Source organism: Nesterenkonia lacusekhoensis, from assembly GCF_017876395.1.
GTDB lineage: Bacteria > Actinomycetota > Actinomycetes > Actinomycetales > Micrococcaceae > Nesterenkonia > Nesterenkonia lacusekhoensis.
In genome coordinates this window covers 407,444-420,747 of the sequence record NZ_JAGINX010000001.1, presented here as the reverse complement: position 1 = coordinate 420,747, position 13,304 = coordinate 407,444, and the positions used below count along the sequence as shown (strand labels likewise).

Annotated in this window: 27 protein-coding genes; all 27 read right to left on the bottom strand. The window is 60.1% G+C overall.

Annotated elements, in window-relative coordinates; all coding sequences use genetic code 11:
* Positions 1-354 precede the first annotated feature (354 nt).
* Complete coding sequence (locus JOF45_RS02060) at positions 355-948, bottom strand: hypothetical protein (protein ID WP_210047562.1); 594 nt, start codon at positions 946-948, stop codon at positions 355-357.
* A 73-nt stretch (positions 949-1,021) separates the two neighbouring features.
* Entirely contained in the window at positions 1,022-1,279 is a 258-nt protein-coding gene (locus tag JOF45_RS02055; protein ID WP_210047561.1) for a hypothetical protein, read from the bottom strand.
* A 573-nt stretch (positions 1,280-1,852) separates the two neighbouring features.
* Complete coding sequence (locus tag JOF45_RS02050; protein WP_210047560.1) at positions 1,853-2,206, bottom strand: RusA family crossover junction endodeoxyribonuclease; 354 nt, start codon at positions 2,204-2,206, stop codon at positions 1,853-1,855.
* A complete protein-coding gene (locus JOF45_RS02045) occupies positions 2,203-2,454 on the bottom strand; it encodes a hypothetical protein (RefSeq protein WP_210047559.1) in 252 nt (83 codons plus the stop codon). Before JOF45_RS02045 ends, JOF45_RS02050 begins: the two co-directional genes overlap by 4 nt.
* Complete coding sequence (locus tag JOF45_RS02040; protein WP_210047558.1) at positions 2,451-2,624, bottom strand: hypothetical protein; 174 nt, start codon at positions 2,622-2,624, stop codon at positions 2,451-2,453. The genes JOF45_RS02045 and JOF45_RS02040 overlap by 4 nt, the downstream gene beginning before the upstream one ends.
* Positions 2,625-2,656: 32 nt before the next feature.
* A complete protein-coding gene (locus JOF45_RS02035; protein ID WP_210047557.1) occupies positions 2,657-2,851 on the bottom strand; it encodes a hypothetical protein in 195 nt (64 codons plus the stop codon).
* Positions 2,848-3,051, bottom strand: coding sequence for a hypothetical protein (locus JOF45_RS02030; protein WP_210047556.1), 204 nt, complete (start codon positions 3,049-3,051; stop codon positions 2,848-2,850). Before JOF45_RS02030 ends, JOF45_RS02035 begins: the two co-directional genes overlap by 4 nt.
* Before the next feature lie 12 nt (positions 3,052-3,063).
* The gene (locus JOF45_RS02025; protein WP_210047555.1) at positions 3,064-3,498 is read right to left on the bottom strand and encodes a hypothetical protein; all 435 of its coding nucleotides are present in this window, start codon (positions 3,496-3,498) and stop codon (positions 3,064-3,066) included.
* Positions 3,495-3,845, bottom strand: a complete 351-nt coding sequence (locus JOF45_RS02020; RefSeq protein WP_210047554.1) for a hypothetical protein — start codon at positions 3,843-3,845, stop codon at positions 3,495-3,497. The genes JOF45_RS02025 and JOF45_RS02020 overlap by 4 nt, the downstream gene beginning before the upstream one ends.
* The gene (locus JOF45_RS02015) at positions 3,842-4,309 is read right to left on the bottom strand and encodes a hypothetical protein (RefSeq protein ID WP_210047553.1); all 468 of its coding nucleotides are present in this window, start codon (positions 4,307-4,309) and stop codon (positions 3,842-3,844) included. The genes JOF45_RS02020 and JOF45_RS02015 overlap by 4 nt, the downstream gene beginning before the upstream one ends.
* A gap of 319 nt (positions 4,310-4,628) precedes the next feature.
* Positions 4,629-4,805 carry a hypothetical protein gene (locus JOF45_RS02010; protein WP_210047552.1) on the bottom strand — a complete coding sequence of 59 codons (177 nt, stop codon included), beginning with the start codon at positions 4,803-4,805 and terminating at the stop codon, positions 4,629-4,631.
* Positions 4,802-5,071: a hypothetical protein gene (locus tag JOF45_RS02005; protein WP_210047551.1), complete on the bottom strand. Its 270-nt coding sequence runs from the start codon at positions 5,069-5,071 to the stop codon at positions 4,802-4,804. Before JOF45_RS02005 ends, JOF45_RS02010 begins: the two co-directional genes overlap by 4 nt.
* A 43-nt stretch (positions 5,072-5,114) precedes the next feature.
* Entirely contained in the window at positions 5,115-5,474 is a 360-nt protein-coding gene (locus tag JOF45_RS02000) for a hypothetical protein (protein ID WP_210047550.1), read from the bottom strand.
* Positions 5,471-6,313 (bottom strand): hypothetical protein, encoded by an 843-nt coding sequence (locus JOF45_RS01995; protein ID WP_210047549.1) that lies wholly within the window; start codon positions 6,311-6,313, stop codon positions 5,471-5,473. Before JOF45_RS01995 ends, JOF45_RS02000 begins: the two co-directional genes overlap by 4 nt.
* A gap of 12 nt (positions 6,314-6,325) precedes the next feature.
* Entirely contained in the window at positions 6,326-7,543 is a 1,218-nt protein-coding gene (locus JOF45_RS01990) for a metallophosphoesterase (protein ID WP_210047548.1), read from the bottom strand.
* Positions 7,540-7,776 carry a hypothetical protein gene (locus tag JOF45_RS01985; protein ID WP_210047547.1) on the bottom strand — a complete coding sequence of 79 codons (237 nt, stop codon included), beginning with the start codon at positions 7,774-7,776 and terminating at the stop codon, positions 7,540-7,542. Before JOF45_RS01985 ends, JOF45_RS01990 begins: the two co-directional genes overlap by 4 nt.
* A gap of 100 nt (positions 7,777-7,876) precedes the next feature.
* Positions 7,877-8,008 (bottom strand): hypothetical protein, encoded by a 132-nt coding sequence (locus JOF45_RS13465; protein WP_281069668.1) that lies wholly within the window; start codon positions 8,006-8,008, stop codon positions 7,877-7,879.
* Between the two features lie 403 nt (positions 8,009-8,411).
* Complete coding sequence (locus JOF45_RS01980) at positions 8,412-9,035, bottom strand: DNA cytosine methyltransferase (protein ID WP_210047546.1); 624 nt, start codon at positions 9,033-9,035, stop codon at positions 8,412-8,414.
* Between the two features lie 150 nt (positions 9,036-9,185).
* Positions 9,186-9,674 (bottom strand): single-stranded DNA-binding protein, encoded by a 489-nt coding sequence (locus JOF45_RS01975; RefSeq protein WP_210047545.1) that lies wholly within the window; start codon positions 9,672-9,674, stop codon positions 9,186-9,188.
* A 2-nt stretch (positions 9,675-9,676) separates the two neighbouring features.
* On the bottom strand, positions 9,677-9,949 hold the full coding sequence (gene nrdH, locus JOF45_RS01970) for a glutaredoxin-like protein NrdH (protein ID WP_342591366.1): 273 nt from the start codon (positions 9,947-9,949) through the stop codon (positions 9,677-9,679).
* Positions 9,950-10,227: 278 nt separating this feature from the next.
* The gene (locus tag JOF45_RS01965; protein WP_210047544.1) at positions 10,228-10,503 is read right to left on the bottom strand and encodes a hypothetical protein; all 276 of its coding nucleotides are present in this window, start codon (positions 10,501-10,503) and stop codon (positions 10,228-10,230) included.
* Positions 10,500-11,087 carry a hypothetical protein gene (locus JOF45_RS01960; RefSeq protein ID WP_210047543.1) on the bottom strand — a complete coding sequence of 196 codons (588 nt, stop codon included), beginning with the start codon at positions 11,085-11,087 and terminating at the stop codon, positions 10,500-10,502. The genes JOF45_RS01965 and JOF45_RS01960 overlap by 4 nt, the downstream gene beginning before the upstream one ends.
* Positions 11,087-11,770 carry a lambda exonuclease family protein gene (locus JOF45_RS01955; RefSeq protein WP_210047542.1) on the bottom strand — a complete coding sequence of 228 codons (684 nt, stop codon included), beginning with the start codon at positions 11,768-11,770 and terminating at the stop codon, positions 11,087-11,089. Before JOF45_RS01955 ends, JOF45_RS01960 begins: the two co-directional genes overlap by 1 nt.
* On the bottom strand, positions 11,767-12,168 hold the full coding sequence (locus JOF45_RS01950; RefSeq protein WP_210047541.1) for a hypothetical protein: 402 nt from the start codon (positions 12,166-12,168) through the stop codon (positions 11,767-11,769). The genes JOF45_RS01955 and JOF45_RS01950 overlap by 4 nt, the downstream gene beginning before the upstream one ends.
* Positions 12,165-12,335 carry a hypothetical protein gene (locus JOF45_RS01945; protein ID WP_210047540.1) on the bottom strand — a complete coding sequence of 57 codons (171 nt, stop codon included), beginning with the start codon at positions 12,333-12,335 and terminating at the stop codon, positions 12,165-12,167. Before JOF45_RS01945 ends, JOF45_RS01950 begins: the two co-directional genes overlap by 4 nt.
* Positions 12,332-12,571, bottom strand: a complete 240-nt coding sequence (locus JOF45_RS01940) for a hypothetical protein (protein ID WP_210047539.1) — start codon at positions 12,569-12,571, stop codon at positions 12,332-12,334. The genes JOF45_RS01945 and JOF45_RS01940 overlap by 4 nt, the downstream gene beginning before the upstream one ends.
* A 132-nt stretch (positions 12,572-12,703) precedes the next feature.
* Positions 12,704-13,303: a hypothetical protein gene (locus JOF45_RS01935; RefSeq protein ID WP_210047538.1), complete on the bottom strand. Its 600-nt coding sequence runs from the start codon at positions 13,301-13,303 to the stop codon at positions 12,704-12,706.
* Position 13,304 lies beyond the last annotated feature (1 nt).

The window sequence follows — 13,304 nt, the reverse complement described above, 5'->3', positions numbered from 1 at the left end:
GCGCGTGCGACATGGGCGCACTGTCCCCGTGATAGCCGGGGCGTCAACGGGCGAGGCTGATTTATTCAGTTATGGGTGCAACCATCCTAAGTTGCAGCCCTTCTGCCGGGAGTCGAACCCGGTGCACTTCCCAGCGGTTCTTATGTTTGCTGGGCGCGCGCCGTGCGCAGTCAGAAGGTTGGGGGCGTGTGCCCCAGGAGACTAGATGAGTCGCCGTCTGGGGCACACGCGAGAGGAGAGAACAAGCACAGCTGACCACCACGACAGCGCGCATAAAAAAGACCACCAGTCCTCGTGGGACGGTGGCCAGCTAGAACCGGAGTTGGATACGACTGTATCGCCCGGATGTCACAACTATACCACAGGTTTTCGTTTCTTGTCGTAGTGGAGCCAAATTTCTTTGATGGTGTAGGCGGTGATGTTGCCTCGTGTCTTCCATTGCCGGATTGCGTCGGCGGTTAGGTCGGTGATTCCTGCGTGGTCTTGGAGGTAATCAACGATCTCTTGGGGCTTCTTCTCTGTTTCGAGTCCTACCGCTTTGACTCGCAGCTTGTTGTATTCCTCACTGTTCCCTGCCTCGGTTTCGCCGTTGACCATGAGGTCGGCGTCGTGGACCCATTGGAGGATTTGGGTGTGTGATCGCCATGCGTCTTGGTGTTGTGCGTATTCCTGCGGGGTGAAGATGAGTGCTTGTGAGAGGTTGAGGGCGAGCTGGTAGGCGGACAGGTTCATGGGTGGCTTGCTGCCGGTGGTGCTGCCGCCTCGTTTCTCGGCGTTGGGGAGGCTGAATGCGGTGTCTTGTCCTCGGCTGATGTCTTCGAGGACCGGGATGAGTGGTGGGATTTGGTTCCAGGCTTCTTGTAGTTCGTTGGTGCAGTGGTGGCAGAGGTATTCCTGCGTTGGGGTGTCGCAGGTGTTGACGGTGCAGATCCCTGGTTCTGGGTTCATTTGTTCTCCTCTGGTGTGAGTGTGGCGATGGCCCATAGTGCTGCTACGAGTGCGAGTGCGGCGAGGATGCTGCTCACTGGTCGCCTTCCTGGATTCGCTGGTCTGCGTATTCGCGCACTCGTTTCTTGAAGGTGTAGAACAGGTATGCGGTGAGTGCGGCGAGGACGAGAGTGGCCCAGTGCATGTTGGGTGCGCCGAATCCCCAGGCGATGAGTGCGACGAGAGTGAAGAAGAAGTTCGCGAAGACGAGGACTGCGAGGGGCCCATATTCCTGGTTGATTTCGTCGCGGTGGTTGTTGATGCACTGGCGTCGCTGTTCACGTGTTGTCATTGTTTCTCCTTTTGGGTATAGAAGTGCCCCTGTGCGCTTGTGTGGCGCTTCCAGGGGCTGGGGTGGACGGGTCACTCATCGTCGGCGTCCTCCCTGCCTGCCGTGCAGACGCCTCCGCAAGTGGCGCAGTGTAGGTCTTCGTCATGAGACCAGATCTGTCCGTTTACGGGCCTGCCTTGATCTAGCAGGAACGGTCCTGACCAGTCGTGCATTCGCCCGAATCGGCAGTTGTCTGAGTGGGTCTCACAGCAGGTTCGGGGCTTCACGTGTCCACTCACTTCATCCTCCTGTGGGCTGTCAGTTGATGCCATTGAAGCTGCAGCTTGGCCTTCCACTTCGGCGTTACGAGTCGCTCGTGGAATCCGAATCCTTGCGTTTTGAAACCGCAGTCTCCGCATTGATAGGCGACCCTCTGAGTTGCCCAGTTGAGCAGGATAATCAGGACTACGAGGGTCACTTGTAGTGCAAGCATTGTCAGCATTCCTAGCCAGAACGGTGCGCTCACTTCATCCTCCTTTTGGGTATTAAAAAAGCACCCTCCGTGGGGTGCTCGGTGTGTGGTCACAGCGGGTGTCACATGGGTGTGATGATGATTTCTGTGTGCGGTTCGCTGGTGACGTGTTTGGTCGCCTCGATTCGGTGAATCTGTGTGTCGTCGTGGTAGGCGATGCCGTTGAGTGCGTCGGCGGCGAGTTTGATGAGGTTGTCGATGTCTCTTCTGCGTCGGTCGGGGAGCACGAATAGGAACCGTGCTTCTACCGGCCCGTCGAGTGGTTCGCGCCGGTTCATTGCTGCTTTGGCGTGCCAGGCGATGAGCGCTTCATGGTCGCGCGTGTCTTGGGGTGTGTAGGTGCGACCTGAGCGGGTGAACCGTGGCCGACCTTTGCCGATAGGCTTACCAGGGATGACGATTTCGATCATGGTCATTCGCCCTCCACCCATTCGGGTTTCTTGATCCATTCGGGGCCGATCCCTGTGGCTTCGGAGAACTCGGCCAGCCCTATGATGTATGCGAAAGAAAGGAGTAGTCCGAGCACCAGGCTGATCACACCCTCCCCGATGTTGCGCACCGCGAAGCAGTGTGCGGACACCAAGAGAACAGCCAGGGGTCCGGCTGTGATGGTCAGGAAGACCGCGATGCCGATAGTCCATATGAAGATATCGATGAGAGTCATTCGTCCTCCTGTTCCTTGATGTAGGTGCGTGCCCAGAGTGCGCCGATGTAGAAGTATTCGAGCTGTGCGGCGCGTTCGAACATGGCTTCCCAGTCGCCCTGGGGCACACTGGCTTCTGCTGCTTCCCAGGCGTCTCCTGCGAAGTGGTCGAGGTTCCCGCGCTTGGGCATGGGAAGAGCGCTATTTTCTGGCTTCGGGTAGGTCATGCGCCTTCCCCTTTCTTCATTTGGATGGTCGCCTTGGCAAGGTGGACTTTGGCTTGGATCAGCTCGCCCATTGCCTGCTGGTGGTGGCGCTCCATCTCCTGCACTTCTCGGTCCAGGCGGACGACGAGGAGGTACTGAATCGCGCTGAAGGCGTAGATAACTCCCAGGGCAAGGATGTAGCTGGTACTCATTTGTCCTCCTTGTAGCCGCTGAGCTGGTCGATGCGGTGGGTGTAGTACATCCACCGGCTCTTTGTTCCTTCATCGCCGATCAGGACTGTGTCGTTTTCCATAATGGTTTCTGCGTTGCCGCTGTCTCGTGCGGCTACTAGTGCTTGTAGTTCGAGTGCGTCCGCGATCCTGTTGAGTGCTTCCGTGGTGTCGTCGCTCATGGGGTGCTCCTTCTAGACCCAGATTCCTGGCAGCATTTTTCCTAGCCGGGCGAATAGCTCGATGCGTCGGGCTTCAATCGCGGCCTTCTCGTCGTCGGTCACGATGCCGTGGACGTCGAACATGCGCACGTAATCGAGCTCTGCCTGCTCGAAGTCATCGGCCAGCTGCTCTTCTTCTTCGCTGATGACGGTGATGCCGTTTTGTGTGAATTCACGGATGATTGCGGAAAGGTGTTTCAGTAGCGCGCTGTCGAGATTGCCGTGGCGCTCTGTCTCGAAATCGTTGATGCGTTCCTCGGCTGGTCGCTCCTGGTCGTTTTTGACTCGCTGGATTTCGCGGTCAAGGTTCTCTTGGTGCCGTTGGTCTTCGGTGATGCCACGCTCGGCCAGCATGGCGGCTAGTTCCTCTTTTAGCTTCTCCGCTAATGTGCGGGTGTCGTCGCTCATTTCTGCTCCTTGTCGTTGAGTTGGCTGGCGGCAAAGTGGTCCCAGTCGTCCATAGGCGGCAGTTCCTCCGCTGGGGGCACTTCTGCGGTCAGTCCGCGTTCCTGCTCGTACCGGTCGAGTGCTTCGCCTACGTGTCGGTAGAAGACGCGGATGGACGTGTTCAGCCGGTCTACGGTGTCGCCGTTGATGTATGTGTCGCGCTCTTCGGGGGTCATGCGGCTGGTCTGGCTGACGAGCACGTAGCATGACCGGTCGTCGTCGTGGCAGTAGGGTTTGCCGTTGATGCTGGCTCCCATGAATCCGTGGCGGCCGCAGTGGGTGCAGGTCTTGTTCGGCCCGATGCTCATTTCTGCTCCTGTGGTCGGTGGGTGGCGATGATGTGGTTCTTGTTGATTTTTGGTTTGTCGTATCCGGGTGGCGCGTCGATGGTGATGGTCTTCTGGTTGTTGCGTATGACGCGGCCGAGGTTGCGTGGGCTGCCGTATTTCTCGTAGCGGATGATGTCGCCGGGATGGAGGTCTTCGATGGGTGTTTCGGTGACGGCGGTGTCTCGTATCCGCTGGTTGCGTTCCTGCGCGGATAGCTTGGCTTCTAGGGCCTCCACTTCCCGTTGCGCGTCGATTGCTTCACGCGCCGCGTTGCTTGCTTTGCGGATGTTGTGTGTGACGCGCGCTTGGGTGTCGTTGTATCCCTTGATGCCGGATAGTGCGCCGGGGTCTCGTGTGGCTGGTCCGGTGCGGTCCCATGCGGCTTCTGCTTGTGCGAGTCGCTTCCGTGCTGCTTCGAGTTGCTGTTCCGTGGTCCGGCTCATTTCTGCTCCTGCTCCTTCCTGAGTTCTTGCTGGTGGTGTCGTATGGTGTCGGCCCATTTGCGTGGGTCTAGTGCTCTCAACGCGGCTATGTCGTTGCGCCGCTCCTCGGGGGTCAACGGCATGGCCTATTCCTCCCAGTTGTTTGCGTCGTCTACGGGGGCTGTGTGCTCTTCTGCGGGCCTCGTGGGGCGTTCGTGTGTGGTTGTCCCACCCTGGCCTTGTTCGGCTGTGAGGGCGGCTATGGCCTTGTCTAGCTCGTACGCGGCGCGAGACGTGTCGGAAAGCGAGGCGCGGATACTCTTCAGCTGCTCAATGCACGTCACGATGCTTCCTCCTCGATGGTCCGGATGATGCCGTGTACGACGCCGAGCGCGTAGTGCTGGTCTAGGTGCTTGTCGTAGGCGTCGTCCGTGTTGAGTGATTGGCCTGCTTGGTATGCGGCCTCATTCAACTCCTCGATGGCGGCGAGCATGGCGCGCTTCTGCTTCGTGTTCATGCTTCCCCCTCCACGTAGAAACCAGCCGCACGGAACTGCTCGCGGGCATAGGCGCGGTATCTGGACCGCAGATAATCCGGTGCGTCTTCCCACGGGGTCGGACAGTCCTGCCCGTGGCGGTTGTAGTCATATGCCGCCGCCTGTTCTACCTGCACGATGCTCACGGTTCGGGCGCGGACGTGTACTTGTCGGCAGAGGTGGTCAATCTCGGTCGGGTATGGGTACAGCTCTGCGGCTTCGGCTTCAAGCTGTTCGAGGGTGCTCATGGTGTTTCTCCTTAACTAGGAAGACCCGCCACTGTTGGGCGGGTCATGGTCGTTTCAGGATTCGGTCTAGCTTCTCTTTGATGTGCGTCGGTGGTGCCGTCCCCTTCCTGGTCGGAGGCTCTAGCTGGCGCTGCTTCGTCTCGATCATCGTCTTGTGCTTGATGAGAATGCGGCGGCACTCGGCAGGGGTCAGCACTGGTGGGCTGTCGGGTGCTAGGCGTCCGTAGTATTCACGGATGCCCCAGGTGACTTGGTCGTAGGTGTAGTCCTTGAGGCCCTGGTGCCATGTCTCGGGCAGGGCGGTGATTTCTTTCGAGATGGTCACGCGCCCGTCTACGTTGGACAGGTAGACGACTGCAGCCTTCGCTCCTTCTGGGGTCAACCGGTCTTCTTCTAGTGTCACTCTTCTATCTCCTTCCAGGTGTTGGGTGTGATCGCCCACGGGTCGACGGGGGCTTGGCTGGTGGGCTGTGAGAGCCAGTGCTTAGCGACCTCCACCTTCTTCTCAGCCGCGTTCTGGTATTGCTTCGGGCCGGTGTCTGGTCGGGCTTTGGTGAGCCACATGCTGAAAGCTGAGTTCCAGTTCACGCAGCGGCGGTCGTGTGTCTCAGCGTGGAGCCTGAATGCTTCTGCCTGCTGTTCGAGGTTCACTCCTCTCTCGTGCGCTTTCGCCTTGTGCGCGTCGGTGGGCAGCCAGTCGTCGGGGATGGTGGTGGCTGGTTTCTTGCCGCGTGGGGGTTTGGGGGAAGAAGTACCTTTAGGTACTTCTGGCACGGGTTCGGGTACGGGAGCATCGCTATCCCATACCCCATCCCATCGGTCACTTATAGGTGAGCTATAAGAGGTCTTATAAGTGGTGTTATGGGTGGAGCTATCGCAGTACTCGCAATCCGCCACCGATTTACCCTTGCCCACGTGCCACCGGTTGTGCGCCGAGAGCTTGCCGCCACGCGACTTGTCATCCCGACCCTGCTTCACTGAATCCGCCGTGGGCTGGTACTCGTGCCAGTCACGAAACTGCCAACCACCCTCCACCGGCTCCCAGAGACCAGCCTCTACAAGCTGCTGAGACTCCTCCTCCGTGCCCCCGAGACGACGAATCTGCCCCGTCCTGATGAACCCATCTGTGAGGTAGTCAGCGCACCAAGCACCGGCGAGAGTCCACAACCCGACCGCACTAGGGGTTAGCTCCATTACTTTCGGGTGACTGTGGAACTTGTCATCTACCTTGAACCAAGGCATTAGTCCTCCTCTCTAGTTGAGTCGTTTGATGGTTGATGGTCGTCCGTCGGTGATGTGGATGATGAGTGAGCCTGGGTTTCCTGGTGTGCCGGTGGCGTGTTTCCACCAGACGGATTCTTTCTCCATTGCTGGGGTGCAGATCCGTGTCCGGTGGCCCTGTTCTTCCACCTGGTAGTGGTGCTGGTGCCCGTGCAGTAGCACGTCTGCTTGCCCTTCGTCCTGCCCTCCGAATGCTTGGCCCTGCCACCACTCATATTCTTTGCGTGGTCGGAACTGGTGGCCGTGCACGTGGGCGATGGTGCAGCCGCCGATGTTCATGGTTACGCCGTGCTGGTCGGCTCCAGGCACGTAGCACTCGACTTTCTCTAGCGCGGGGTTGTCGGACAGTGTGAGGGCGTCCTCTACTGATACGAGCGCCTGCACTGCCCATGAGTCATCGGAGCGGGTGGACAGGTCGCGGTGTGCTGCTTCATCGTGGTTGCCGGGCACTGAGATGACGGTGAGCCGGTCGCATTGTGCAGAGAATGCTTTGATCGCGTAGATCATGAAGCGCTGGAGCACGCGGACTTGTTCGGTCATGGTGAGGTTGGTCCGCCACCTGTTCTTGCCGCCCTGTGATTCCTGCCCTTCGATGCAGTCCCCGAGCCAGGCAATATGCACGTGTCCGGGCCGATCCGGTGCGGCAAGGTACTCAGCGAGGGCCTGGTCCACATGGCGGGTGAACAGCTCCCCCAGCTCGTCTACCGGTGATTCGAGTTTCCCGATCTGGGTGTCTCCGATGGCGAGGATGAACGCGCCCGGCCCTGTGGTGCCCTGTGCTGGTGCTGGCGTCCATGCGTCCATTGAGGAGACCAGGGCAGCGACCTCGCTGGCGGTGCTACCTTCGGGCCGCTTGGTCACCTTGAACTTGTACGCCTTCGCGGTGAACGTGTAGGCGTCCTGGTCGTCGTTGCCGCCGGTGTTCTGCCGGTATTCCTTCGGCTTGTGCGCGGTCCACGCTGAATGACGCCACCCGCCGACAATCATGTGGGTGTCAGGGTCGTAGCCGTGGTCCTCCAGAAGTGCGGCCTCAGACGCCTCATAGCTGCCCTCATACGGGCGGCTGGTTACGTCGGTGGTGCCGTCGTCGTTGTGCCGCTCCCCGGCTCTCCACGTCTTTGGGATACGTGCCTCAGCCTGCCTGCGGACAGACGCCTGTGTGGTCTTCAGAAGGTCGTCTTTGATGTTCATGCTTCTCCCCTTTTGAGCTTTCGGGCGTAGTCTGCGACCTGTTTCCCGTTGATGGTGTCGCCGGTGTTGTCGCGTGTGTGCCGGGTGAGCCAGTCGGCCACATCGGCGTGCGTGTAGTCGTCGCTGAGGATGACCTCTCGCACGTCTTCCTGCACTTCTGGTGGGAGTGTGCTGATTGCGTTGGCGGCTTTGTCGTATCGTCGGGATGGCTTCAGGTCGGCTTTGATGTTCACTTGTTGGCTCCTCTGCATTGGTAGGTTTCGCCGTACACGGTCATGGTTCGCATGCACTTGTCGGGCATTCGGGTGATGCAGTATCCGCATTGGAATGTGTTCATGTGCCGATGCCCTTGGTGGGGATTCCGCGTCTGCGCCTGTTGTCGATGAGTGCTTTGAGGTCGGCGGACATTTTGCGTACCTCGGGGTCTGGGTCGTGCAGGGCCGGGTAGGTCATGGGCGTCATCATGTGCTCTTCCAGTTCGGGTAGCAGGCTCCACGTGCCGTCACGGTTCTTGGCGGTGCGGCAGGATCGGCAGTATCCGCGGCCGTCGTGTACTGCTGTGCCGGGGTAGGTGGTTTCGGGTGCGCGTGCTGGTCGCATGGGGCGTTCGCAGTTGTGGCAGGGCGTGTATGGGGTGATGGGTGTTCGAGCCAATGGGTGTCTCTTTCGTTACCGGCGTGTCTGTGCTACTTGGTGGTTGTAGCGGTGTGTGTCTTGTTGGCCGGATTGTGTGAGGTCGTACAGCTCTTGGTCCCATTGGGCGGCCCGGTGGTGATCGCACGCGCCCTTAGTCGCACATACGCCGAAGGGGGTCTTGCAGCAGGACGATTTGCAGGGGTCGGATGGTCGTGTCATGGTGTCTCCTTAACTAGGAAAGACCCGCCGTGGCGAGGCTGCTCATGTGGTTCTCTGCGTCGTTGAGGATGCTCAGCCCCACGCACGGGGGGACCATGTTGCGGAGCACCTGTCTTTTGTTCGGTATCCGGTACTTGCTCAGGTCGATCCCGTGGAGCTCTTGAAGGTCTGGAATCTGTGCCTTCCTCAGTTTCTCCACCTGCTTCGGCGCGTCGGACAGCTCGAAGTTGGACCAGTACAGGTGGCGGTTCAGCTGTCGGGCGGGGATCAGCGGCTCGTACCAGGGCAGGACGTTCTCGATCACCCAAGGCCTCTCCTGCCTCTTGGCGCGAAGGAGCACAATTTCCTCGTACAGGCTCATGTCCGGGTACTTCGGCTCGAACCCCTTGGCCGATCCCAGGTGGTAGCGCATCCGGGAGTGGGTCTGGCAGGGCGGTGATGACCAGATGAAATCAAATTCGTCGTGGTGGTGCAGCAGGTATTCGTGTGCGTCGCCGGTGATGACCTCATCGTCTGGGTAGAGGTCGGCGTATGCGGCTGCGATGGTCGGGTCGTATTCGACGGCGGTTACTTGGTGGTGGCCGGGCCAGAGTCTCCGGTTCCCGCCTACCCCGGCGTATAGGTTCAGGATTCTCACGTGGTGGTCTCCTCTCAAAGGGTGCCCCCGGTAAGACGTGTGCCTTACCGGGGGCATGAGAAAAGCCCCAGCCTTATCGGCGTGGGGCTTGGTGTGTGTGCTGTTTGTGCGTTGCGTGGTGTGCTATGTGCGCACCGGTGATGATCCATTTCAGAATGCTGGCTGTCCGGTGTTGGGCGTGTCCCAGCCGCCACCGGTAGAGGGCTGTCCTCCCCAGGGGTCTGCGGCGTTGTTCTGCTGCCCCCACGGGTCCGCGGCAGGCTGCTGAGCCTGACCCCCGCCGAACCCGCCGCCCTGCTGAGCCTGCGGCTTCCTCTTGGGGATAGCCGGGCCGATAGCGTTCACCAGGATTTCCCGTGACTCCCGCTCCTCTCCCTGCTGGGTGGTGTAAGTGCGGGTGACCGGTGTCCCGGTGACGATGACGCGGGTGCCCTTCTGGAGCTGATCGGCGGCAAGCTCGGCCTGCTCTTCCCACAGGGTGGCGCGATACCAAGAGGTGCCGGCGTCTTCCCATTCGTCGGTCTGCTGGTTCTTCCGGCGATGGTTCTCTGCGAGGCTGAGGTTCAGTGCGGCTTTCCCGGACTGTGTGAACTTCAGCTCTGCGCTGCCGATGTTGCCGATGACGGTGATGCTGCTCATGCTTACTTCTCCTGTGTGGTGTGGCTGGTGATGTGCTCAGCGATCTTGTCTGGTCGGAATCCTGACCAGTGTTCTGCTGTGCCGTCCGCGTATTCGGCAATGACGACGGGTGCCTGCATGTAGCCCATCTCAGTGCGTACTAGCTCGAGTGATTCTGAGTCGGTGGCTAGGTTGATGACCTCGTACTCGACCCCTGCCTTATCCAGCGCCATGTATGTGGCGTTGCACTGCACACACGCTGGTCGGCTGTACACGGTCACGATTGGCTGGGTCACTCGGTCTCCTTTAGCGGTCGGATCTGGATGTATGGGCCGATGAGCGGATCTTTCTGGTCCTCATAGATCGGCTCGGTGTGCTCCTCGCACAGGCGGTTCGGGGTAAGGGGCGATCCCCAGTGGACCCAGTGGGTCGCGGGCCTGTCGCAGCCGTCTGGCTCCAGCTGCCCGTAGTCGCAGGTCATGCGGCCCACGTCCTTTCGACGGCGGTCAGGTACGCGGCCACCTGCTCCGGTTGCGACGTGCGCAACAGGGCAAGGCCGATGTGCTCCCAAACGTCACGCATCATCCGCCCTCTCGTAAGTGGCCTCGAAAATGTCAGGCTTGCACGGGTAGAACTCCCCCTGGACCCCGCGAATGATGTAGTCGCCAGGCCTCGCGAGCATGGAGCCTTCCAAGGTCTCAATGGAAAGCACGTCGGTGAGCAAATCCAGGCTTACTTCTCCGCCGTTCTCCTCGATCCAGTCGGCAATGTCGCCAGCGACCTGGGGTGTCTTGTATTGCATGGCCTCGATGGTGACGGGGCGCTTCCTGTACTTGGTCGGCTCGCTCATGCTGTTCTCTCCTCTAAGCTGTTCATGAGTTGTGTTGCTTCGTCTGCGGTGATCTGCTGGGGTCCGTCAAGTTCTCGTGACAGGAACCCAGCGGCCCACTCCAGCGGCTCGGTGATCCCGCTATTAGCCGCCGCTGTGGTGATCTGCTCCCACTGCCCACGACTGATCATCGCCGGGCCCGTGGGGGACGTGGGCGCGTCAGGAAGCGGGTGGACGGTGACGTGCTCGATCTTCCCCTTCGCCACCTGCAACGGGATCTTCACCGGCGCGTCAATATCACTAGCGCGGCTGATCCTGATCCCACCCACCGGCTGACCCGCCCACTTCACAGACGGCTCGTTATACAGCTCCAGACGACGCCCCACATACACGGATGCGTCCTTGTCCCACACCTTCACGAGCACGCGACGCATGCTCTTAGACGGCTTGTAGGGCTTACCCGGATGCTCCACCAGGTGAAGCTCCACTGGCTGATCCGCGTTACCCTTGCGGACCTCCGAGATAGTCACAACTCGCGGCCCTGAAACATAATCCACAGCGTTCTGCTGGTCGCTCTTCGCCTCAATCGTGTTCGAAATGTCCATCACAGCAAGATCTCCTCCTCTTCAAATACGTCCCGCCATTCAGTAGCCGGGTGCTTGCTGGCGGCTGCGTTGTATGCGGCCATCAGCTCCCGTGCCTGCTGCTCTGCCCGCTCAGCCGCTTGCAGGATTGCCCGGTCCCACACGAGCGACCGCTCTACCCGCGTCACGTACAGGGGCAGGCCGGGGCTGTAGCTGATGTAGTCGATCCATTCCCTATCGCTCACCATCAGGCCCTGGTGGAGCTGGGGCAGGTAGATGCCGGGAACGCGGTCTTCGGTGAGGGTGCGCAGGTGGTGGTGCGGCTTCGGGCTCTTGATTTCAATGAGTCCTTCCTCGCTCACCATGCCATCGGGTGAGTAGCCGAGGGTGAAGTCTCCGAAGTCGCGGGTGATGAACCCGACCTCATCCACCGGTGTGTGGTGCTTCTCGTATTCTTCTCGGGCGTGCGGCTCAGACAAGGAGCCGCGTAGCATGTCGTATGACTGGCTCGTCTCCTCCGGCCTGCCCGTGATCCGCTCAGTGACCAGGCTCCGAATGAGCGTGCGGCTGGTGTCATTGTCCGCTGGCGCGTAGGTTTTCCCACTGAGCAGCTTGCCGACAGTGCTCGCGGTGATGATGCCAGCACGCGCCTGCAACCACGCATCGCTTCCCTGCTCAAGCTCCTCGTACACGGTGATAGTCATGCGTCCTCCCCTTCTCCTGTCAGCTTGCTGGTAAGGGTGCGGACGGTCGGGCAGGGCCATTCGGGCGGTCCGGCCAAACTGGCGGCGTCCTGCATGTCAGCGCATTCGCCACAAGTCCAGTCCTCGACCAGTTCGTGGCAGTAGAACTCCCCGGCATCGTCATCGGATTGGATGTGCTCTTCGCGGTGCTCTTCGTCGGTGTTGGTGCAGTCGTCCTCGTGGCCGTATAGAGGCACCTTCCGATGCTCCTTCAGCACCGCCTCTACGGAGGCGACCAGACGGGGGACGTCGGCCTGCGACTTCTCCATTGCGCCGATAGCGTCCAGGGCGTCATTGGTGGACTCGATTTCCTCCACCCGTGCCTTGATCCGGGCCAGCGCGTCCTGTAGGTCGCTCATGTTGTCGTCTCCTTTTGTGGTTCGGGTAGTAGTGCGCTGATGCCGATGCTGAGCAGCACGATGCCGAAGATTGCTGCCTCACTGGTCTGTGTGAGGGCGATGAAAAGGACTCCCAGCACTGTGGCTGAGAGTCCAAGTAGGTTCTGGAAGTTGAGTGTCTGGCTCATCTGTTATTCGCCCACTCCCACGCGGCTTCCTTCGCCGCTTCCTCATCGTGTGGCGTGTTCCCGTTATCCGCGTCGGCCTGACAATCACCACACAGAAGGAACCCGTAATGCTCCTCGACCTCTTCGAGCAGGTCGCCGTCCTCCTGGACCAGGTTCATGCACTGCCAGCCGCCCGGCGCGGTCCCTTCACAAGGGGCTGTCACGTATGGCCGGGTGTCCTCGCTAACTGCTCTCATGTTTCTCTCCTCTGTTTTTGGGCATGAGAAAGGCCCCCACATGGTGAGGGCCTGAATGTAAGTGGTTGGGTGGTTTGCTTTAAGAGCGCGCCAGAACTGTTAGTAAGCTTGGGTTCCTACTAACAGTTCCGGTCATGCGTCCTCCTCGGGCAGGTGCAGGACAGTGAGCGGAGCATGACTGAGCGCCAGTGAGCTGGAGGCCTGACCCGGCCCTCCAACCATCCACCAGCCTTCACTGCCCCGCTCGAGCGCGTCACCGTAGCGCCCTCGGAGGATGGTTCCCTTCGGCAACTCCTCCAGTTGCTCCAGGGTGCTGATCGTGTCGCCCACCTTCACCGTCTCCGGCTCCTCGGCGGGGGCATCCTCCAGCAGGACGAGGGCGCGCAGGTTGTCCATGCGGGTATAGATCGTCGTGGAGTACTGGCGCTCGAAGACGGCACTTGCTTCATTCGCGTCAAGTACTCGGCCACCAGACACCATCCCGCGCTTGTCGATAAGCGCCACTGACTGCCCCCCCTTCAGCTTGTCGGCGGTGATGACGCGGGGCACGGAGTTCTCTCTGTCGCAGCACTCGGCCGCGACGCCCATCTCCTGCTCCTCGTATGACTCGCAACGGCGCTTGAACTTATCTCGCTCTTTCTTCAACACCTCGTTGCGAAGCTTCTGCTGCTCCATGTTGTGTTCGAACATGTTGATGATGCTGCGAACTTGGTCTGCTGGTTTCTGGCTCATA

Excerpts from the sequence above, each read along its gene's own strand:
- JOF45_RS02030 (WP_210047556.1), bottom strand. The coding sequence starts at position 3,051 with ATGAGCGACGACACCACGGAAGCACTCAACAGGATCGCGGACGCACTC.
- JOF45_RS02010 (WP_210047552.1), bottom strand. The coding sequence starts at position 4,805 with ATGAACACGAAGCAGAAGCGCGCCATGCTCGCCGCCATCGAGGAGTTG.
- JOF45_RS02050 (WP_210047560.1), bottom strand. The coding sequence starts at position 2,206 with ATGACCATGATCGAAATCGTCATCCCTGGTAAGCCTATCGGCAAAGGT.
- JOF45_RS01960 (WP_210047543.1), bottom strand. The coding sequence starts at position 11,087 with ATGGACATTTCGAACACGATTGAGGCGAAGAGCGACCAGCAGAACGCT.
- JOF45_RS02005 (WP_210047551.1), bottom strand. The coding sequence starts at position 5,071 with ATGAGCACCCTCGAACAGCTTGAAGCCGAAGCCGCAGAGCTGTACCCA.
- JOF45_RS02035 (WP_210047557.1), bottom strand. The coding sequence starts at position 2,851 with ATGAGTACCAGCTACATCCTTGCCCTGGGAGTTATCTACGCCTTCAGC.
- JOF45_RS02020 (WP_210047554.1), bottom strand. The coding sequence starts at position 3,845 with ATGAGCATCGGGCCGAACAAGACCTGCACCCACTGCGGCCGCCACGGA.
- JOF45_RS02060 (WP_210047562.1), bottom strand. The coding sequence starts at position 948 with ATGAACCCAGAACCAGGGATCTGCACCGTCAACACCTGCGACACCCCA.
- JOF45_RS02025 (WP_210047555.1), bottom strand. The coding sequence starts at position 3,498 with ATGAGCGACGACACCCGCACATTAGCGGAGAAGCTAAAAGAGGAACTA.
- JOF45_RS02015 (WP_210047553.1), bottom strand. The coding sequence starts at position 4,309 with ATGAGCCGGACCACGGAACAGCAACTCGAAGCAGCACGGAAGCGACTC.
- JOF45_RS02040 (WP_210047558.1), bottom strand. The coding sequence starts at position 2,624 with ATGCCCAAGCGCGGGAACCTCGACCACTTCGCAGGAGACGCCTGGGAA.
- JOF45_RS01935 (WP_210047538.1), bottom strand. The coding sequence starts at position 13,303 with ATGAGCCAGAAACCAGCAGACCAAGTTCGCAGCATCATCAACATGTTC.
- JOF45_RS02045 (WP_210047559.1), bottom strand. The coding sequence starts at position 2,454 with ATGACTCTCATCGATATCTTCATATGGACTATCGGCATCGCGGTCTTC.
- JOF45_RS01950 (WP_210047541.1), bottom strand. The coding sequence starts at position 12,168 with ATGAGCGACCTACAGGACGCGCTGGCCCGGATCAAGGCACGGGTGGAG.
- JOF45_RS01975 (WP_210047545.1), bottom strand. The coding sequence starts at position 9,674 with ATGAGCAGCATCACCGTCATCGGCAACATCGGCAGCGCAGAGCTGAAG.
- JOF45_RS01990 (WP_210047548.1), bottom strand. The coding sequence starts at position 7,543 with ATGAACATCAAAGACGACCTTCTGAAGACCACACAGGCGTCTGTCCGC.
- JOF45_RS13465 (WP_281069668.1), bottom strand. The coding sequence starts at position 8,008 with ATGATGACGCCCATGACCTACCCGGCCCTGCACGACCCAGACCCCGAG.
- JOF45_RS01945 (WP_210047540.1), bottom strand. The coding sequence starts at position 12,335 with ATGAGCCAGACACTCAACTTCCAGAACCTACTTGGACTCTCAGCCACA.
- JOF45_RS01955 (WP_210047542.1), bottom strand. The coding sequence starts at position 11,770 with ATGACTATCACCGTGTACGAGGAGCTTGAGCAGGGAAGCGATGCGTGG.
- JOF45_RS01995 (WP_210047549.1), bottom strand. The coding sequence starts at position 6,313 with ATGCCTTGGTTCAAGGTAGATGACAAGTTCCACAGTCACCCGAAAGTA.
- JOF45_RS02055 (WP_210047561.1), bottom strand. The coding sequence starts at position 1,279 with ATGACAACACGTGAACAGCGACGCCAGTGCATCAACAACCACCGCGAC.
- JOF45_RS01940 (WP_210047539.1), bottom strand. The coding sequence starts at position 12,571 with ATGAGAGCAGTTAGCGAGGACACCCGGCCATACGTGACAGCCCCTTGT.
- JOF45_RS01965 (WP_210047544.1), bottom strand. The coding sequence starts at position 10,503 with ATGAGCGAGCCGACCAAGTACAGGAAGCGCCCCGTCACCATCGAGGCC.